This is a genomic window from Rhizobium sp. 01L419, assembly GCF_056400025.1.
In genome coordinates, this window is the sequence record NZ_JBFTSM010000018.1 from 1 (window position 1) to 16,063 (window position 16,063).

Genomic DNA, 16,063 nt, shown 5'->3' on the forward strand with positions numbered 1-16,063 from the left:
ACTGCTCGACCTCGGCAAAGATGATTTCCAGCACGAGGGCAAGTTCGCGCCGCTTGCTGGCCGGCAGATGATCAAGGGTGTCGGTCAGTGTCAAAGCCACATCAAAGCCTTCGGTGGGAATCGTATCCATCGTAACGGCTCGCCCGATAATTATCACCAAAACCTTTTAGCGAAGTCATGACAAAAGTGCAATCTGGAAGTGAAATTGGAGCGTACCACTGCCGATCTGGCGCTAGCCTATCTCCGATTATGTGCCGATCGACAGGCATCGAGGTGTAAATTTCCGGGAAACAGCCGATCCGCTAATAACGGGTCAAAGGTCCACGTCGGTTCAAGACCGGCAATGAAATTAAGGTAGCGAAACAGTACGACGCGAAACTTGTAACGACATCATCTTTACAGTGCTTGTAAAGATGATGTCGTTACGCTATATGGTTGGTGGAGACAGGAGATTTCTATGCCCACCACCTCGCATACAAGTAAAAGCCCGGACGCCAGCGTGCCGCTGAATATGCGTATCAAGCCTGCGACCCGCAACTTGATCGACCGCGCCGCTGAATTGCTCGGCAAGACGCGCACGGATTTCATGCTGGAGGCTTCAGAGCGCCGTGCCGAGGAGGTGCTGCTTGATCGTACCATATTCACGGTTAGCCCCGAAATCTATGCCGAATACCTTGCCCGACTGGATGCACCCACGCAGCCCAATGAGCGTCTGAAACGCACGATGTCCACCAAAGCGCCGTGGGATGAGGCGTGACTCTCAGCGTACCCATCCCACTGGCGGATCATCACGAGCTGTCAGAATTCAATTCCAGTGTCCCTGAATTGGACGACTGGCTGCGTCGCCGCGCCCGCGCCAATCAGGCAGGTGGCGCATCGCGCACCTTTGTCGTGTGTGAAGAAAATCGCGTCATCGCCTATTACTCACTCGCTTCCGGGGCAGTGAAACAGCCGGAAGCGCCAGGCCGTTTTCGGCGCAACATGCCCGATCCAATTCCGGTTGCCGTGCTTGGTCGTCTCGCCATTGATCAGTCCTATCAGGGGCGCGGGATCGGCAGAGCATTGGTGCGCGACGCAGGCTTACGCTTGCTCAATGCCGCTGATATCCTCGGCATCCGCGGCCTGCTTGTGCATGCGATTTCCGATGATGCCCGAGCCTTCTATGAGGCGGTCGGCTTTCTGCCTTCGCCATCTGATCCCATGATGCTGATGGTCGGGCTGAATGATCTCAACAGCGCATTGAACTCCCAACCGTAGTTTGTCGACATTGAGCTCAGCGCATTTACAGCCGTTTCTAACTTGCTGAAACCAGTGTTGAAGTCATGCCGTGTCGGTTCGGCTCCCATCAAGGCGAGAGATCGAAAAAATCCGAAAACTCGGCAGGACTATTTTGTGTTTAGTTGCGAGCATTGGCCGGCTTATGCAATGAAGCGCCAGCTTTTTTGGCTGCCGCCTGCAGACGCTTGTCCCTGGTCCATAACGCCGCTCGCCGATCAAGCAGTATCGAGGCGAGCAAGTGGACATCTGTATAGCCGATGCCCATACTGAAAATGCCGTGACGATCCATCATTGTCATCACTTCGTCATGCGTTGCGACGAACGCTTGGCGCTGGGCTTCCAGAAACGTTATCACGCGCTCGCGATCGCGAAGGCTGCCAAGCGCCAGTTCGCCAACCACAGCCGGATGGCAGAGTAAACGATCGTCCTCAATGATCGTCCGAAGCTCCGCATCAACATGGCGGAAATGATCGATCCATATAGAAGTGTCTGCCAGTATCACTTGGCCGCTGCGCTCCGGCGACGTGGAGCCGCCTCTGCATCGGGCATAGTTCCGCCGAGCGCGATGAGACGTTTTCCGGACTCTACTCGGACAAGCGTCTCCAACGCCTGGCGCACGAGAGCAGCGGTTTCTTTTGTGCCGGTAAGGGCTCTGGCCCTTTCCATGAGAGTATCGTCGAGATTGATAGTCGACCGCATCGTTTCTTATCCTTGTCCTGATGCTTCAAATAGCACCATTTGGTGATAATATCTACGCCTAGTTCCCCGTCGATATTTCCGGCGTCATGACAAAAACCAAGCGGCCACCTGTCAATCGAGATCACCCGATCTGACCAGCATGCTCAACGCGATCGTCCGCGCTCATAATCAAGGTCTACTGAGAACTCGTACCGTGGAATTAAATGTGCTTGGAGTTCCTCTTGGTGACCCTGCCTATAACGCCAACCCGATCCGTCTTGAACCTTCCGTAAACTGGGGACATGTGGCCAGGTTCTTCTGATGAAGGCCAAGATGCAGACCGAGGCGTAAAAGGAGGGGACGGCGGTCGCGTACGGCGCCGCGCTGTGCAAAACTCGTTCAGAAAAGGCATGCAAACAGATCAAATTCTCCGAAAACGTAACATTTGAAGCGCAATGATAGGTTTAGAGATCAAATGATTGCTGAGTCAGAGGCTTTGCTTGCGATCGGCCGGCTGTTGAAGACGGCACGTAAAAACTTGGGACTCACTCAAGAGCAGGTTGCCGAATTGGCAGGCATATCGCGTCCTCGCTATCGCGAGATCGAGGCTGGAAGCGCCGCAGCTCGCACAACAACCTTGATCAACATTTCCCGGGCGCTCGGTCTTGAACTGATGCTGATTCCGCAGGCTATGGTGCCGGGGGTCGACGCCTTGCTGCGGCCGCATGATGATGACGACGACATTCCTGCGTTCGTGGTCAGCGCCGACGGTGATGCAAATGCCTGAGGCTCCTGTCGATCCAAGATCCATACCGTCTCTTGAAGTGCTGCTGAATGACCTGAAGGTCGGCACGATCGTCAGAACGCCCGGCGACTTCAACGCGTTCAGCTTCGAGGATAGCTATCGCGCAACGGGCGGCTTTCCGGTGCTCAGCCTTTCTTTCCGCGCCGCCACCGGCGGTCTGCGCAAAGACCCCGAGCCTGTTGCTAGAGCGTTGCCGGCGTTCTTTGCCAATCTTCTTCCCGAGGACAAGTTGCGCGAGGCGATGGAAAAGCACCACGCTGGCAGTGTTCGCGCCGGAAACGACTTTGATCTGCTGGTTGCACTCGGGTCGGATCTGCCGGGTGCTGTCCGCGTTATCCAAGCGAAGGAACGGTTGCTCGCGTCGACGATCCGTCACCTCTCAAACTAAGGGCCCGCTTTTCACTGGCCGGTGTGCAGATGAAACTTTCCGTCATAAAGAACACGGGGAAGGGCGGGGGCCTGACCATACCGCTTGGCGATGAGCAGGGGGCCTATATTGCCAAGTTTCCGTCGACGTTGTTTCCCGGCGTCTCGGAAAATGAATATGCCAATCTCGCTCTGGCTGAAGCGATCGGCATGGTTCTTGAGCGGATCGATGCTCATGTGAAGTTGATGATACCAATCCTCGGCACGTGCGCGGACTAGCTTAAGGGCATCGTCTGTTCGAACGGGCATAAGACTCGTCCTAGCCGGCGGTTGACCCTTGGCCCCCTCGTCATGATCCTAAACTTTGCGGGGGAGGAGTTCGTCAGGGTCACGGGCGGAGACAGGCATCGTGCGATACTATGGGCATGGCATTTCGTCGGCATGGCGGTCGTTCTTTATTGGATTGGCGCAATTTGCCAAATCCCGATTTGGCTTTATCTGCTGGGATTCGTCTACGGCGGCGCGTCCCTCAGCAGGCTGCGCTCCTATGCCGAACACCGTTTTGCCAATCATCACCACGAACGTACGGCCATCGTTGAAAACAGCCCGCTGTTCGGTCTGCTGGTCCTCTACAACAACCTGCATGTCCTCCATCAGCAGAGACCCAGCATGCCATTGTATCGGATTCCGCGTCTCTACCGCCGGCACCGGAACCTGCTTGTCTCGATCAATGGTGGTCTCGTCTATGATGGCTATATCGATGTCGCCCGTCGCTTATTTCTGACATCACATGATGATCCACGCCATCCACGTCACGCTTTTTCAGAACCTCTCGCTCGATCGCACGATGAAGGCGTTGTCACGACGGGAGAGACGCAGCTGACCGGGGCATAACGGAACGCAGCGCTTGCCAGGAACGACTGAGAGCACACGTGTCCCGATCGCCAATCGATGAACCAGCGTCGCGGCGTATCATTAATCGAACCTTGGAGCGGGGCGAGCGCTGCTTGGCGATGAATTGCGAAAAGAACGCCATGCCGATCATCCCGCATCACGTGCTGGACTGGAGATTTTGATGCCTTCGACTCGGATCGAGACACGGCGTGGATGGATAGGGGGAGCGCAAGCTCGAACTTATCGAAGCCGTGCAACGTGCGTTATCGGACGCTTTGAAACTGCCAAGTGACGACCGGTGTGTGCGTTTGTTTGAGTACGATGACGACTCCACTATTACCCCGCCGGGGAAAAGTTCCCCTATATGGTGGTGGAGGTAACCTTCTTTTCCGGCCGTACGGACGACGCCGAACGGCGGCTCCACGCTGGCTTGGCGAGGGAGCTCTCTCCCCTTGGTATTCCCGCTCCGATGTCAAAACCATCCTCGTCGAAGCGCCGGCCTCAGACTGGGGCTTCATGGGAAAGCGGCGAGCGACATTGACCTCGGTTACAAGATCGATGTTTAGGCCGCCGGCCGATGCGGACCTGCTTTGCGAATCCAACGGACAGGACAGAATCATCGGCGGCATCCGTTTCTTCCGACGGACGCTTCCGCATCGGATGCCGGTCATGTCGGGACGCCCGATGATGTGATTGCGCAGCAAATCTGTGTGAGTGTCTTCGACAAATGGGGAACTCCGGTGTTCGGTCTTCGGCTTGGCGCGATTTGTCCGCTATCTGTCCGCAATCGGCATTTCGCAGTATGGTGTTGTCGGTAGACTGTCTTCACGCTAATCCTTGGAGATAATCACATGTCCGCAGATACCGCACTCCTCGTCATCGATGCCCAGGAATCCTTCCGTCATCGACCCTATTTTCGCGAAGATGAGATCGGGACTTACCTCGCGTCTCAGCAGGCGTTGATCGATGGCGCAAAAATGGCCGGTCTTCCGGTCGTCCAGATATTTCACGTCGAGGAGTCAGGCGTTTTCTCTGAAGGCTCGGGTTTCGTCCGTCCGTTGACGCCGCTTCGGATCGAGGCGGATGCGGTGTTTCGCAAGCGCCGCCACAGCGCGCTCGTTGGCAGCGGCCTGGACGTCTGGCTGACTGAAAACCACATCCGGCGCGCTATCATCTCCGGCATTCGCACAGAGCAGTGCTGCGAGACGACGACCAGGCACGCCTCCGACCTCGGTTATGAGGTCGACTATGTCGGCGAGGCGACACTGACCTTTCCAATGACCGATACATCCGGCCGCGAGTGGAGTGCCGCCGAGATCAAGGCGCGCACGGAATTGGTCCTGGCCGATCGTTTTGCCCGTATCGTTACCGTGGAGCAGGTGCTCAACGAGATTGCAGCACGGGCGGCCGCATAATGGGGGAAAGCCCCCGGCGCATTATCCCGGTTTTTGTGGTCGTGCCGCCGCGGGCGCTCCTGCTCGATATCGCAGGTCCGATGGAAGTCTTGCGCAGAGCCAATCTCGAACAGGAATCGATAGGGTTCGAGCCGACCTACATCGGACCTGCCGCTGAGGTGCGAAGCTCGACCGGTCTCGACCTGGCCAGGATTTCCCCGCTTCCGGCACGCCTGCCCGATGACGCACTTCTCGTTGTTTCCGGTGCGGTGGATGAACCGCTCGCTCGAGCGGTCGAGACTGCTCCAGGAGACGCGGCTCTGGAAGCGGAAATCGTTGAATGGCTGCGGGGGATCGTCCGTCCTGGTATTCGGCTTGCGACGATCTGTTCCGGTGCCTTGCTTGCGGCGCGCGCGGGACTGCTCGAGGGACACGAATGCACCACCCACCATTCCATGCTGCAGGATCTCGTCCGACTTGCTCCGACCGCTCGCGTCCGCGAAAACCGGCTCTATGTCGAGGACGGCGAGCGCTTGACCAGTGCAGGCGTCACTGCAGGGATCGATCTCATGCTTGCCGTTGTCGCAAAAGAGGTCGGCCACGCCGTGTCGCTTGCCGTGGCACGCACTCTGGTCATCTATCTGCGACGGGCCGGCGGTGATCCTCAGCTATCGCCGTGGCTGGAAGGGCGAAACCACCTCCATCCGGCAATCCACAGAGCTCAGGATGCCGTCGGTGCCGATCCCTCGCAGAACTGGTCCGTCGAGGCGCTTGCCAAGATCGCCGTGACGAGCCCGCGCAATCTGTCACGGCTTTTCAACGAGCACACCGGCATGAGCGTGACCGACTATGTGAACCGCATGCGAATTGCGCTCGCACGAGAACTCATCACCGGTTCAAGACTCGATATGGAAAACGTCGCCGAACGCATCGGCTTTTCGTCGGCTCGCCAGTTTCGGCGGGCCTGGAGACGAGTTCACGACACGCCACCGGGCCACGTCCGAGCGCCTGCCAAGGGTTGAAAGCTCGATCAAATCCCCGATCCAGACACAGAATTCGAAATTGTGCTGAGAAAACGCGTCGCCGTTTGTTTCAGCGGCAGGCGGTGCGGGTCGCAATTTATAGACAACAAACTCCAGCCGATGGGGTCTTTTGGAAAAGAGTGCGCACAGCGGCTGTGCGGCAACGGGATCTGTGCCTGATGGACAAAAAAAGAGGCCACGGGCGTAAAGCCGGGCCTCAAGGTGTGAAGGTCAAGAACCTCCAGAGGGGGGAACAGCCGACGTAGCGGGTCGGGAGGAATGAACCGCCGAAGATCGTCGACTGTCGAGATCATGACCGAGGGTCGTTGCTGATGCGAAGTATAAGGCACTCAAATCGAGGCGCTCCTTGACAAATTGTACCGCGGCGGTCTCAGAACGACCCGCAATCAGCCGATGGATGGTGAAAGACGATGTCGGCACGAGCCTCCGGCGGCGCATCGAGAACGTTATTCCGGCAAGGTGACGGCGATCGAGTTCGAGCCGGAGCTTGCCGCGCGGGCGAAAGCGAATCTCACTCCCTATAGGAACGTTTCCGTGGTTCAGGAAGATGGCAGTTCCGTAGCTTTCGATGCACCGATGATTCTATGTGAACGCTGGAGCAACCCGACCGGCGGGGATCTGGCTGGACCGGCTCATGATGGCGGAAGGCTGGTCCTCCCGCTTACAACCGATCTAGAATTCACCAGCAGCAATTGGAGCAACATGCATCTTCGAGGAGCGGTGTTCCTCGTGACGCGCAAGGGTGAGGAATTCCGCGCGCAATGGATTTCGCCGGTGGCCATCTTCCCCTGTGAAGGAATGCGCGACGCGGAATCGGAAAAAGCGCTTGCGGCGGCATTCGATAGCGGGGAGCACAAGAGGGTGACGCGGCTGTACCCTGATGATGAGCTGCCGACTGAGGAATGCTGGATTCGCGGTCCCGGCTGGTGCCTAGCCTATGCTTAGGCAGCAATCTGGCAATCATACCGTCGCGAAAATCCTGACTTTTCCGCCAATCGCCGCCGATCGCGGCCGGAAGGGAACAAAAATGATCGAGGAAGCCATGATTTATGCCACCAATTCCTGTGGGTGTTGATGTGCACTGAGAAGTGACCCGGCATTTGTGCCGAGAATTGACCCGCCTCTTAGGTATGTTGTAAATTGTAAACAATCTAGACTGGAGTAGGATCGTCCGTGGATTCCCCGAGCCCTTCGTTTGCCGTTTCGATCGCCCTGGTGCGCTCACAGAGCCTGTCGTCGCTCGCGCGAGCAGAGATAGAATCATTAATCCTGAAGGGTGCATTGAGCCCAGGAGAGCGTCTCGGCGAAGTCGAGATGGCTGAGAAGTTGGGCGTCAGCCGCGGACCTGTGCGAGAGGCATTCCGGGCGCTCGGGGAGCAAGGGCTGATCGAGGTCGAGAAAAACAGGGGCGTTTTCGTACGCCGCATCTCGATCGAGGAAGCGGACGAAACCTATGCCGTTCGCGCCGTCCTTGAGGGGCTTGCAGGCGAGGCGCTCGCAAGGCGTGCGACAGGCGAGGATCGGCAGACCCTTGTCAACTTCCGGGCCGAGATGGAGAGGGTGGCCGGCACTCGGTCGCTGGGCGACTATGCCGAGCTCAATTTCCAATTTCACCAGTTCATCATCGATCGCTCGGGCAATCGAAAGCTCAAAGACGTCTATGACGGCCTCGTCAAGGTCCTGACGATGTTCCGCAATACGACCCTCAAACATGGAAATTCCCTGGAGATATCACTGACAGAGCATTCGAGAATTGTAGCCGCTATCTGCGCTGGCGACCCGGAGGCTGCGCGCCGGGCCATGACCGAGCATGTCGCCTCCAGCCAGCGCCGCATGCATGGCGCTTCTCTGTGAGGTCCGGCTCCAGGCTCCCATGATGAATTCATCAAGTTCATTGACAAGGTAATTTTATGAAGATCGATTTGAGAAGCGACATTCTCGGCGGTTGGTCGCCCGACGTCCTGAAGGCGATTGTGGAGGCGGCGGGCGACCCGCGCGGCTTTGCCCATGGCGAGGATATCAATCAAAGCGCGCTCGAGGAGGAACTCGCCGACCTGTTCGGCTTCGAGGCTGCGCTCTTCGTACCGACCGGGACCATGGCCAATCAGATCGCGGTTCGTGTCTGGTGCCAGCCCGGACAGGTCATCGTCGCCGACCGCGAAGCGCATGTCGCAATCAACGAATCCTCATCGACCGCCGGCCTGAACGGCGTGGTCGTCCGCGGTGTCGATGGCCGGCAGGGCCATCTTTCCGTTGATATGGTGACCCACGCACTGGGCACGACGCCACGCTCGTCGATCGACCGACAGGTCGGCTTGGTCTGGCTCGAAAACACTCATAATCACGCGGGTGGCACCGTCGCACCGGACGGTTGGACGGCCGGTGTCGGAGCCTATTGCCGCCATGTTGGCAAGCCCGTGCACGTGGACGGCGCGCGTATCTGGAACGCCGCCGTCGCGACCGCAAAGGAGCCCTCCGAACTCGTCAAGGGTGCTTCCAGCCTGTCTGTCAATCTCAACAAAGCCGTCGGCGCGCCGGTTGGTGCGGTCATCCTCGGAGATCGCTCCTTCATGGAGGAGGCGGCCCGGGTGCGCAAGATGTTCGGCGGCTGGTGGAGACCGGTCGGCATGCTGGCGGCTGGCGCCCGGGCCGCCGTACGGGCCTATAAGGAAAAGCTGGCCGCCGATCACGTCCGCGCCGGCGCGCTCGCTGCGCGCCTTTCCGAGCACATCCACTCGATCGGGGCGGTCAACGAGCCTCAGACCAACATCGTCATGATGACCGGACCGTCGGAGGAATGGGCGAGATCAACGCTTGCGGGACTGAAAGAAAGGCAGGTGCTGGCTTCCGCCTATGGGCATGGCAGGATCCGTTTCGTACTGCACGCGGGCATCTCGGACAGGGAAGTCGTGGCCGCGGCAGACGCCGTCGGTGCCGTGCTTGCGTCCGCAGAACGGCGATAGTCAAAGGTCCAGGACGAGCTCGATCCTGTCGCTGCAATAGGCCGAAAAGGCATGTACCAGCGGCAGGCCATTGGCATCGACGAGCGTTATGACGGTCTCCAGAAGCGGGATGCTTCGTCCGATCTGTAGATGGTGCATTTCACTGGCCTCGGGAAGCCGCCCGCGGATCTTGACGGCCTTTCGTTGGAATTCGAAGACGCCCGCTCTTCCGAGTATGTCGGAAAAGACGATCTGGTCGCGTCCTTCCGCATCCAGATCGTGAAACACGGATTCCAGACCCGGCAGGCGATCGAGAGAAAAGTAATGGCGCCCGAGATAAACCGGCATGCCGTCAGCTTCACCGAGCATTGTCACGAACAGCAATGGTGCGCCCGGTGCCAAATTCAGTGCGCTCGCGATCTCGTCGGGCGCAGGTGTTGGGGCGATGGCCAGGACTTTTCGAGCTGGAATGTGATTGTTCTCAAGAAGGTTCTGCTCGAACCAGGTCTTGCGACCCAGCCGGAACCCGATCGGCTGCAAGACCACGAAAGTCCCGCGGCCCCTCGATATCCGGACGATGCCTTCCGACTGAAGATGCGAGATCGCCTTCAGTACGGTGTGCTGATGCGCCCCGAAGCGTTGCGCGAGCACATTGCTCGGCGGAAGCTTCTCTCCGACAGCAAAGGTCCCGTTTCCGATATCCTCTTCGAGTGTCGCGCTGATGCGACGCCAGAGATCCTGATCTACGCGGTTCAGTGTCTTTCCCCTGATTCGCTGATGAAAAAATTAGGCCACCGGACACTGCTATCCGCATTCTTTTGTCACACGCAAGTCATCTATCATAGAATAATAGAGTTATATAACTCTCTTCGCGAACGACCTTTCGACCGAAAGCGGCAGCCGGGCATGAGAGCATCTGAAATTGCGAAGGTGAGGAACTCATGGCGACTGTCAGCGCTATCGAAATCAGCAAGACGATTGGAACCACGCCCGTCCTGAACGGCGTCTCCCTTGATGTGCGCAACGGAGAGTTTCTGACCCTCGTCGGACCGTCAGGATGCGGGAAATCGACGCTGCTCAGGATCATTGCCGGCCTTGAGCCGCAGACGTCTGGTTCGATCGCCATTGCTGGGAACGTGGTCGATAAAATCAGGCCGAAACTGCGCAACGTGGCGATGGTGTTCCAGTCCTACGCGCTCTATCCCTATATGACAGCCGGGCAGAACATTGCCCTGCCGCTCATCATGCGCAAACTCGCCTGGTGGCAGCGCCTGCCGCTGCTCGGACGCTGGATGCCGGGAGCGCGCAGGACGCTGTCCGAGATCGACAGCGAGGTCCGCGAGGTGGCGGCGAGCCTTGGGCTGGAAGCGCTGCTTGCGCGAAAACCCTCGCAGATGTCGGGAGGTCAGCGACAGCGGGTCGCACTCGGCCGCGCCCTGGTGCGTCATCCGCATGTCTTCCTGATGGACGAACCGCTTTCCAACCTCGACGCCAAGCTCCGGGTGCAGATGCGCGAAGAGATCACCGGCCTCCACCGCAGGCTCGGGGCGACCTTCATCTACGTCACCCATGATCAGGCCGAGGCGATGACAATGTCGGATCGCGTGGCCGTGATGCGCCATGGCGAGATCCTGCAGCTCGCCACGCCGCAGGTGATCTACAGCGATCCCGACACGATCGAGGTCGCCAAATTCATCGGCAGCCCGCAGATCAATCTCCTACCGGCGATCGTCGATGATCGCCTCGACCTGCAGGTTCACGGAACCCGGATTACCGGCCTTTTTACCAAGCTGCTGTCCCCCGACATGCGACTGACGATTGGACTTCGACCCGAAGCCATTCGCTTTTCGCTCGACGACCGCGACGATGGCCTGCCGGCCTGCGTCTCCTATGTCGAGAGCCTCGGCTCCGACAGCTTCATCCACGCTAAGCTGGACGATCAGAAAACGCCCGTGATAGTCCGCGCCATACCGGGCGCTGCTGGGCAGTTGCGGCCCGGCGCGCAGATCCGGCTCTCTTTCTCGCTCGGCGACGTGCTGATCTTCGGCGCTGACGGAAAACGCATCCGGGCGGGCGCCAGGCTGGCTGAGATGAAGAAGGCCTACGCCTGATGACGATGGTTATACCCGCCATTGCCCGGCCCGTCGCGCACTCGCCCTTCACCCGTGATGCCCTTGCCGGCTACTTGCTCGTTCTTCCGGCACTTATATTGCTGGTCTGCCTGCTGATCGGGCCCTCGCTTGCCGTCTTCGCCATCTCCGTCACGGACTGGCAGTTCGGGGCGAAAGATTTCTCCTTCGTCGGGCTGCAGAACTTTCGCGAGCTTCTGGGGGACGACGTGTTCCTCCACTCCCTGATCAACACGATGGTCTACGTTCTCGTCGTCGTTCCCACGGTTCTTGGTTTCGGCCTTTTCGTGGCGCTGGTGATCGAATCGCGGAAGGAATACCAGGCCCTCTACAGGGCGATCCATTTTTTGCCGGTCATGGCGACCATGGCGGCGATGGCAATCGCCTGGGAGGCACTGCTGCATCCGACGATTGGCCTCGTGACGCATTTGGCGCAGCGTCTCGGTTTCGGCCCCCTGAACTTCCTCCACGACCCCAACCTGGTTCTGGCCACCCTGTGCGTGATCGGCGTCTGGCAGCATCTGGGTTATGCCATGGTTCTGTTCCTGGCCGGCCTCAAGGCAATTCCCGGCGACCTCTACCAGGCCGCGGCGATCGATGGTGTCGACCATCCGCTCGATCGCCTGCGTTTCGTCACCTTACCCATGCTGGGGCCGGTCATGATGTTCCTGCTGATCGTAATGACCCTGAAGGCCCTGGAGACCTTCGACACCGTTGCCGTGCTGACGCAGGGCGGCCCGGGAGATGCCTCCGAACTCCTTCTGCACACGCTCTACGTGGAGAGTTTCCAGTTCTTCCGCACCGGCTATGGCGCCGCGATGACTGTCGTGTTCCTTGTCATCGTCATGGCGATCGTCCTCCTGCAGGCGAAGATCCTCGACAAGAAGGTTCACTATTCATGATCCTCGCGCCAACAAATCCCGCTCCCGCAATCCTCCGGCACGCGATTCTCATTGCGACGAGCCTCTTCATCCTCCTGCCGTTCCTTTGGATGATCAGCCTGTCGATCAAGTCGCCGCAAGAAGCCTTCCAGCAGAGCATCAGTCTGCTGCCGACCGTCTTCTATGGCTATGAGAACTATACGCGCGCCCTGGTCGACGTTCCGCTGCTGCGATTCATGGGTAACGGACTGTTCGTCTGCCTGTCGGTGCTGCTGCTGCAGATCCTGGTCGCCGCCCCGGCTGCCTATGCCCTGGCCAAACTCGAATTTTACGGACGCGGCGCCATGTTTGCGGCCGTCCTCGTCGGGCTGCTCATCCCCCATCAGGTCCTGGCCATCCCGCTCTTCATCATGTTCAACCAGCTTGGCATTTTGAACAGCTACGCCTCGCTCGTTCTCCCTGGCGTCATCTCCCCCTTCGGCATCTTCCTGTTCCGGCAGTTCTTCAAGGCCGTCCCGGACGACCTCGTCCATGCTGCGCGCCTGGACGGGCTCAGCGAGCTGTCGATCGTATGGCGAATCATGATCCCGTCCTCGCTTTCGGCCGTGATCGCTTTCAGCATCCTGTCGCTCGTGAGCCGCTGGAACGATCTGTTCCTGCCGCTGATCTTCATACAGGACCAGCAGCTGCTCACGCCGCCGGCAGGCATCATGCTCTTCCGCAGCGAGGAGGCGGGCAATTCCTACGGGCCGCTGATGGCGGCGGCATCTTTGATTGTCGCGCCCCTGCTGATCGCATTCCTCATTGCCCAGCGCCAGTTCATCGAGGGGCTGACGGTCAGCGGGCTCAAGTAAATCCGCAGGCTGCCGCAAGACGGTAGCCGATTTGATGTTCTTCTTGCGCGGTCAGGCGCCGCGCAAGGCAGAAGACGTGGCCGGAATCCGGGTGCCTCCAGATTCCGGCCTTCAGTACCAAACTCTTGCGTGAAGGGATCACGACATGAAGCAGATACCGAAACTTGCATCCACCATTCTACTGGCACTAGCGGCAACGACTTGCAATGCTCTGGCCGGCACGACGCTGACGGTTTCAGCGACGCCCGCCATCTTCAAGCCGATGTTCGAGAGCTTCGCGAAGGATTTCGAGGCCGCCCATCCTGACATTAAGATCTCCCTGGAGGTCCCCGCGGGCGATCAGGAAGACATGATCCAGGATCTGCTGCGCAAGTCGCTGGTTGGAAACGTCCCGGACGTGACCTTCCAGGGCTATAATTTCATTCAGACCGTCGTCGCCAGGGATCTGGCGCAGCCGCTCGACGATCTGATCGCAGCCGATGCCGAGGCCGTGGAGGCCGGCATTTCCCCGAATGTGACGGCGAGCGCGCAAATCAACGGAAAGACCTATGGCTTCGGCGTCGCCTACTCATTTCTGGTCGTCTACTATAATGCCGATCTGGTGAAGGCGGCGACCGGTGAAGCGAAATTCCCTGAAACCTGGGACGGCCTTCTGGACCTGGCAAAGGCGATCAAGGCGCAGCGCAGCGACAACCTCGGCGGCTATATCAGGCCGGATTCCTGGGTGTTGCAGGCGCTCGTCAACGGGGCCGGAGGCGCACTTGCCGATGCCAAGGCCAACGCGCCGCAATTTGCGGGCAAGGAAGGGCAGGCTGCCTTTGCGCTCCTTGAAAAGTTCGGTCAGGCTGGTCAGGCAACCACGCCCATGAGCACGGATCAGGCGCGCCAGGCCTTTGCTGCCGGAAAGATCGGCTTCATGACCGACGCCAGCAGCATTTTGTCGAGACTCGAGAAGGAATCCGCCGGCAAGTTCACGCTCGGCGTTGCCCGGTTTCCGATCCCCGCCAAGGGAACGATCCCGGCCGCCGGCATTGCCGGCCTGATGCTGACCAAGGATGCCGAACGGCAAAAGGCCGCGTGGCAGTTCCTGAAATTCCTCGTCGGGCCGAAGGGCCAGGTCGATGTCGTCGCCAATACGTCCTATGTGCCGACCAACGCGAACGCCATCAAGGATAGTCAGGAACTGCAGGCCGCGCTCGCCAGGCAGCCGAAAATGCAGGCTGCGATCGATACCGTGCCCTTTGCCTCGGCCTGGTATGCCTTTCCGGGCGCCAATACCGCGCGCATCGACAAAGAGATCAACGATGCGATGGAGAGCGTCGTCACGTTGCGGAAGGCTCCCGATCCGGCGCTTCAGGCTTTGAAGTCGAGGGTCGAGGAACTCCAGAAGTAGGGTGATCAAAGACCCGTCCGCCATCGTGCGATCCGGGTTCGGCGGCGACTTGCCGCCGAACCCGTCCTCCCTCCACGAATCGAAGCCGAAAGGGCTTAACGATGCCCCTTAATCGACGGAATTTTCTTGCTGGCGTCGCGCTTCTGACTGGGCTGCCGGCTTCGGCCAGTGCCGAGCAGACGACACTGCGCGTCGGCCAGGCCATTTCGATTTTCCGCCCGCTGTTTGACGAATTGGTCAGCGCCTTCGAAGCGGAAAATCCAGACATAGCCGTCAAGCTTGAGATGGCCCCCGGCGAACAGCCCGAAATGATACAGGAACTCTTGCGCAAGGCCGTCGTCGACGACCTTCCCGACGTCTCCTTCCAGGGTTATAACTATCTGCGTGTCGCCGCCGAGCGCAAAATCGCGGCTCCTCTGCAGCCGTTTATCGACAATGACCCCGACTGGAAGGGTGGCGCCTATTCCGCCTCCGTCGCCGACAGTTGCAGGATCGCGGGTACGATCTACGGACTGGGCGTCGGCTTTTCCTTTCCCATGCTTTTTTACAATGCGACCCTGGTCGAGGAGGTTCATGGCGATCGGCCCTTCCCGACCGACTGGGCCGAGATCGTCGCACTTGCCAAGGAGATCAGGGGACGCCATCCTGATGTCATCGGCGGCTTTATCCGCAGCAATGCGGCAACCTTCCAGGCCCTGATCGAATCCCATGGCGGCAGGCTGATGAGTGAGGACGACCGGACGCTGACCTTTGACGGTCCGGCTGGCGCTTCTGTGTTCAAGCTGCTGCGCGATTTCGGAGATGCCGGCCAGGCAGGCATGACGATGACGACGCCCCAGTCGCGACAGGCCTTCGTGAGTGGTGCCATCGGCGTGTTCACCGATTCAAGCAGCCTCCTGTCGAAGCACACGCAGGAAATCGCCGACAAGTTTAAGCTCGGCGTCACCGCTCTTCCCATTCCTGATGCCAAGGGCCGTGTGCCGGCTGCAGGCATTGCCGCCATCATGACGGCCGGGGATCCCCGTCGACAGGAGGCGGCCTGGCGTTTCCTAAAATTCTTGGCGGGGCCAAAAGGGCAGTTGATCGTCGCCCAGAAGACCTCCTACCTGCCGACCAATACGGTTGCGGTCGAGCGGGATCCCGCGTTGAAAGCGTTCCTCCTGTCCCAGCCCAACCTCGGCCCGGCAATCGACAGCATCGGCCGCGCTTCACCATGGTATGCCTTTCCAGGGCAGAATTCGGCCAAGATTGACAAGACGATCGAGGATGCGATGCAGCAGGCGTCGTCCCTTGCCGTTCCACCCGAACAGGCGCTGCCGCAATTGCGTCGGCAGGTCGAAATCCTCCTTTAGTGGGGCGGACCGACGGGGGCCGATGCAAGTCGGCCTCCTCATGATGCAGCGTGC

17 protein-coding genes and 1 pseudogene are annotated in these 16,063 nt (G+C 59.3%); 15 read left to right on the top strand and 3 right to left on the bottom strand.

Annotated elements, in window-relative coordinates:
- The first annotated feature begins 457 nt into the window (after positions 1 to 457).
- Entirely contained in the window at positions 458 to 757 is a 300-nt protein-coding gene (locus AC1DUP_RS28435; protein ID WP_113308519.1) for a type II toxin-antitoxin system TacA family antitoxin, read from the top strand.
- Positions 754 to 1,257, top strand: a complete 504-nt coding sequence (locus tag AC1DUP_RS28440) for a GNAT family N-acetyltransferase (protein WP_113308520.1) — start codon at positions 754 to 756, stop codon at positions 1,255 to 1,257. The genes AC1DUP_RS28435 and AC1DUP_RS28440 overlap by 4 nt, the downstream gene beginning before the upstream one ends.
- A 139-nt stretch (positions 1,258 to 1,396) precedes the next feature.
- On the opposite strand, the gene AC1DUP_RS28445 is transcribed toward AC1DUP_RS28440, so the two are convergent.
- Both AC1DUP_RS28445 and AC1DUP_RS28450 read right to left on the bottom strand, forming a co-directional pair.
- On the bottom strand, positions 1,397 to 1,780 hold the full coding sequence (locus tag AC1DUP_RS28445) for a type II toxin-antitoxin system VapC family toxin (RefSeq protein ID WP_113308521.1): 384 nt from the start codon (positions 1,778 to 1,780) through the stop codon (positions 1,397 to 1,399).
- Complete coding sequence (locus tag AC1DUP_RS28450) at positions 1,777 to 1,977, bottom strand: type II toxin-antitoxin system VapB family antitoxin (RefSeq protein ID WP_113308522.1); 201 nt, start codon at positions 1,975 to 1,977, stop codon at positions 1,777 to 1,779. The genes AC1DUP_RS28445 and AC1DUP_RS28450 overlap by 4 nt, the downstream gene beginning before the upstream one ends.
- A gap of 454 nt (positions 1,978 to 2,431) precedes the next feature.
- Here AC1DUP_RS28450 and AC1DUP_RS28455 point away from each other — a divergent pair, with 454 nt between their 5' ends.
- From AC1DUP_RS28455 to AC1DUP_RS28490, 8 genes and pseudogenes are all read left to right on the top strand, one after another.
- On the top strand, positions 2,432 to 2,743 hold the full coding sequence (locus AC1DUP_RS28455) for a helix-turn-helix domain-containing protein (RefSeq protein ID WP_113308523.1): 312 nt from the start codon (positions 2,432 to 2,434) through the stop codon (positions 2,741 to 2,743).
- Positions 2,736 to 3,340 (top strand): annotated as a pseudogene (locus AC1DUP_RS28460) (type II toxin-antitoxin system HipA family toxin); the annotation flags it as partial. The gene AC1DUP_RS28455 and the pseudogene AC1DUP_RS28460, both read left to right, overlap by 8 nt.
- Before the next feature lie 117 nt (positions 3,341 to 3,457).
- Positions 3,458 to 4,021, top strand: a complete 564-nt coding sequence (locus AC1DUP_RS28465) for a fatty acid desaturase (RefSeq protein WP_477836052.1) — start codon at positions 3,458 to 3,460, stop codon at positions 4,019 to 4,021.
- An 851-nt stretch (positions 4,022 to 4,872) separates the two neighbouring features.
- Positions 4,873 to 5,436, top strand: a complete 564-nt coding sequence (locus tag AC1DUP_RS28470; protein WP_113308525.1) for an isochorismatase family protein — start codon at positions 4,873 to 4,875, stop codon at positions 5,434 to 5,436.
- Positions 5,436 to 6,437, top strand: a complete 1,002-nt coding sequence (locus AC1DUP_RS28475) for a helix-turn-helix domain-containing protein (RefSeq protein WP_113308526.1) — start codon at positions 5,436 to 5,438, stop codon at positions 6,435 to 6,437. The genes AC1DUP_RS28470 and AC1DUP_RS28475 overlap by 1 nt, the downstream gene beginning before the upstream one ends.
- 414 nt (positions 6,438 to 6,851) lie before the next feature.
- Positions 6,852 to 7,403, top strand: a complete 552-nt coding sequence (locus AC1DUP_RS28480; RefSeq protein WP_477836055.1) for a hypothetical protein — start codon at positions 6,852 to 6,854, stop codon at positions 7,401 to 7,403.
- Between the two features lie 270 nt (positions 7,404 to 7,673).
- On the top strand, positions 7,674 to 8,312 hold the full coding sequence (locus AC1DUP_RS28485) for an FCD domain-containing protein (RefSeq protein ID WP_477836194.1): 639 nt from the start codon (positions 7,674 to 7,676) through the stop codon (positions 8,310 to 8,312).
- Positions 8,313 to 8,368: 56 nt separating this feature from the next.
- Positions 8,369 to 9,421 carry a threonine aldolase family protein gene (locus tag AC1DUP_RS28490; protein WP_477836057.1) on the top strand — a complete coding sequence of 351 codons (1,053 nt, stop codon included), beginning with the start codon at positions 8,369 to 8,371 and terminating at the stop codon, positions 9,419 to 9,421.
- On the opposite strand, the gene phnF is transcribed toward AC1DUP_RS28490, so the two are convergent.
- Positions 9,422 to 10,171 carry a phosphonate metabolism transcriptional regulator PhnF gene (phnF, locus tag AC1DUP_RS28495; protein ID WP_113308529.1) on the bottom strand — a complete coding sequence of 250 codons (750 nt, stop codon included), beginning with the start codon at positions 10,169 to 10,171 and terminating at the stop codon, positions 9,422 to 9,424.
- 170 nt (positions 10,172 to 10,341) lie between these two features.
- Here phnF and AC1DUP_RS28500 point away from each other — a divergent pair, with 170 nt between their 5' ends.
- The 5 genes from AC1DUP_RS28500 to AC1DUP_RS28520 all read left to right on the top strand — a co-directional run bounded on the left by AC1DUP_RS28500 (position 10,342) and on the right by AC1DUP_RS28520 (position 16,009).
- Positions 10,342 to 11,511 carry an ABC transporter ATP-binding protein gene (locus tag AC1DUP_RS28500; protein ID WP_113308530.1) on the top strand — a complete coding sequence of 390 codons (1,170 nt, stop codon included), beginning with the start codon at positions 10,342 to 10,344 and terminating at the stop codon, positions 11,509 to 11,511.
- Positions 11,511 to 12,431 carry a carbohydrate ABC transporter permease gene (locus tag AC1DUP_RS28505; protein WP_113308531.1) on the top strand — a complete coding sequence of 307 codons (921 nt, stop codon included), beginning with the start codon at positions 11,511 to 11,513 and terminating at the stop codon, positions 12,429 to 12,431. Before AC1DUP_RS28500 ends, AC1DUP_RS28505 begins: the two co-directional genes overlap by 1 nt.
- The gene (locus AC1DUP_RS28510) at positions 12,428 to 13,264 is read left to right on the top strand and encodes a carbohydrate ABC transporter permease (protein WP_113308532.1); all 837 of its coding nucleotides are present in this window, start codon (positions 12,428 to 12,430) and stop codon (positions 13,262 to 13,264) included. Before AC1DUP_RS28505 ends, AC1DUP_RS28510 begins: the two co-directional genes overlap by 4 nt.
- A 145-nt stretch (positions 13,265 to 13,409) precedes the next feature.
- A complete protein-coding gene (locus tag AC1DUP_RS28515; RefSeq protein WP_113308533.1) occupies positions 13,410 to 14,657 on the top strand; it encodes an extracellular solute-binding protein in 1,248 nt (415 codons plus the stop codon).
- 101 nt (positions 14,658 to 14,758) lie between these two features.
- Positions 14,759 to 16,009, top strand: a complete 1,251-nt coding sequence (locus AC1DUP_RS28520; protein ID WP_113308534.1) for an extracellular solute-binding protein — start codon at positions 14,759 to 14,761, stop codon at positions 16,007 to 16,009.
- The last annotated feature ends 54 nt before the right edge of the window (positions 16,010 to 16,063 follow it).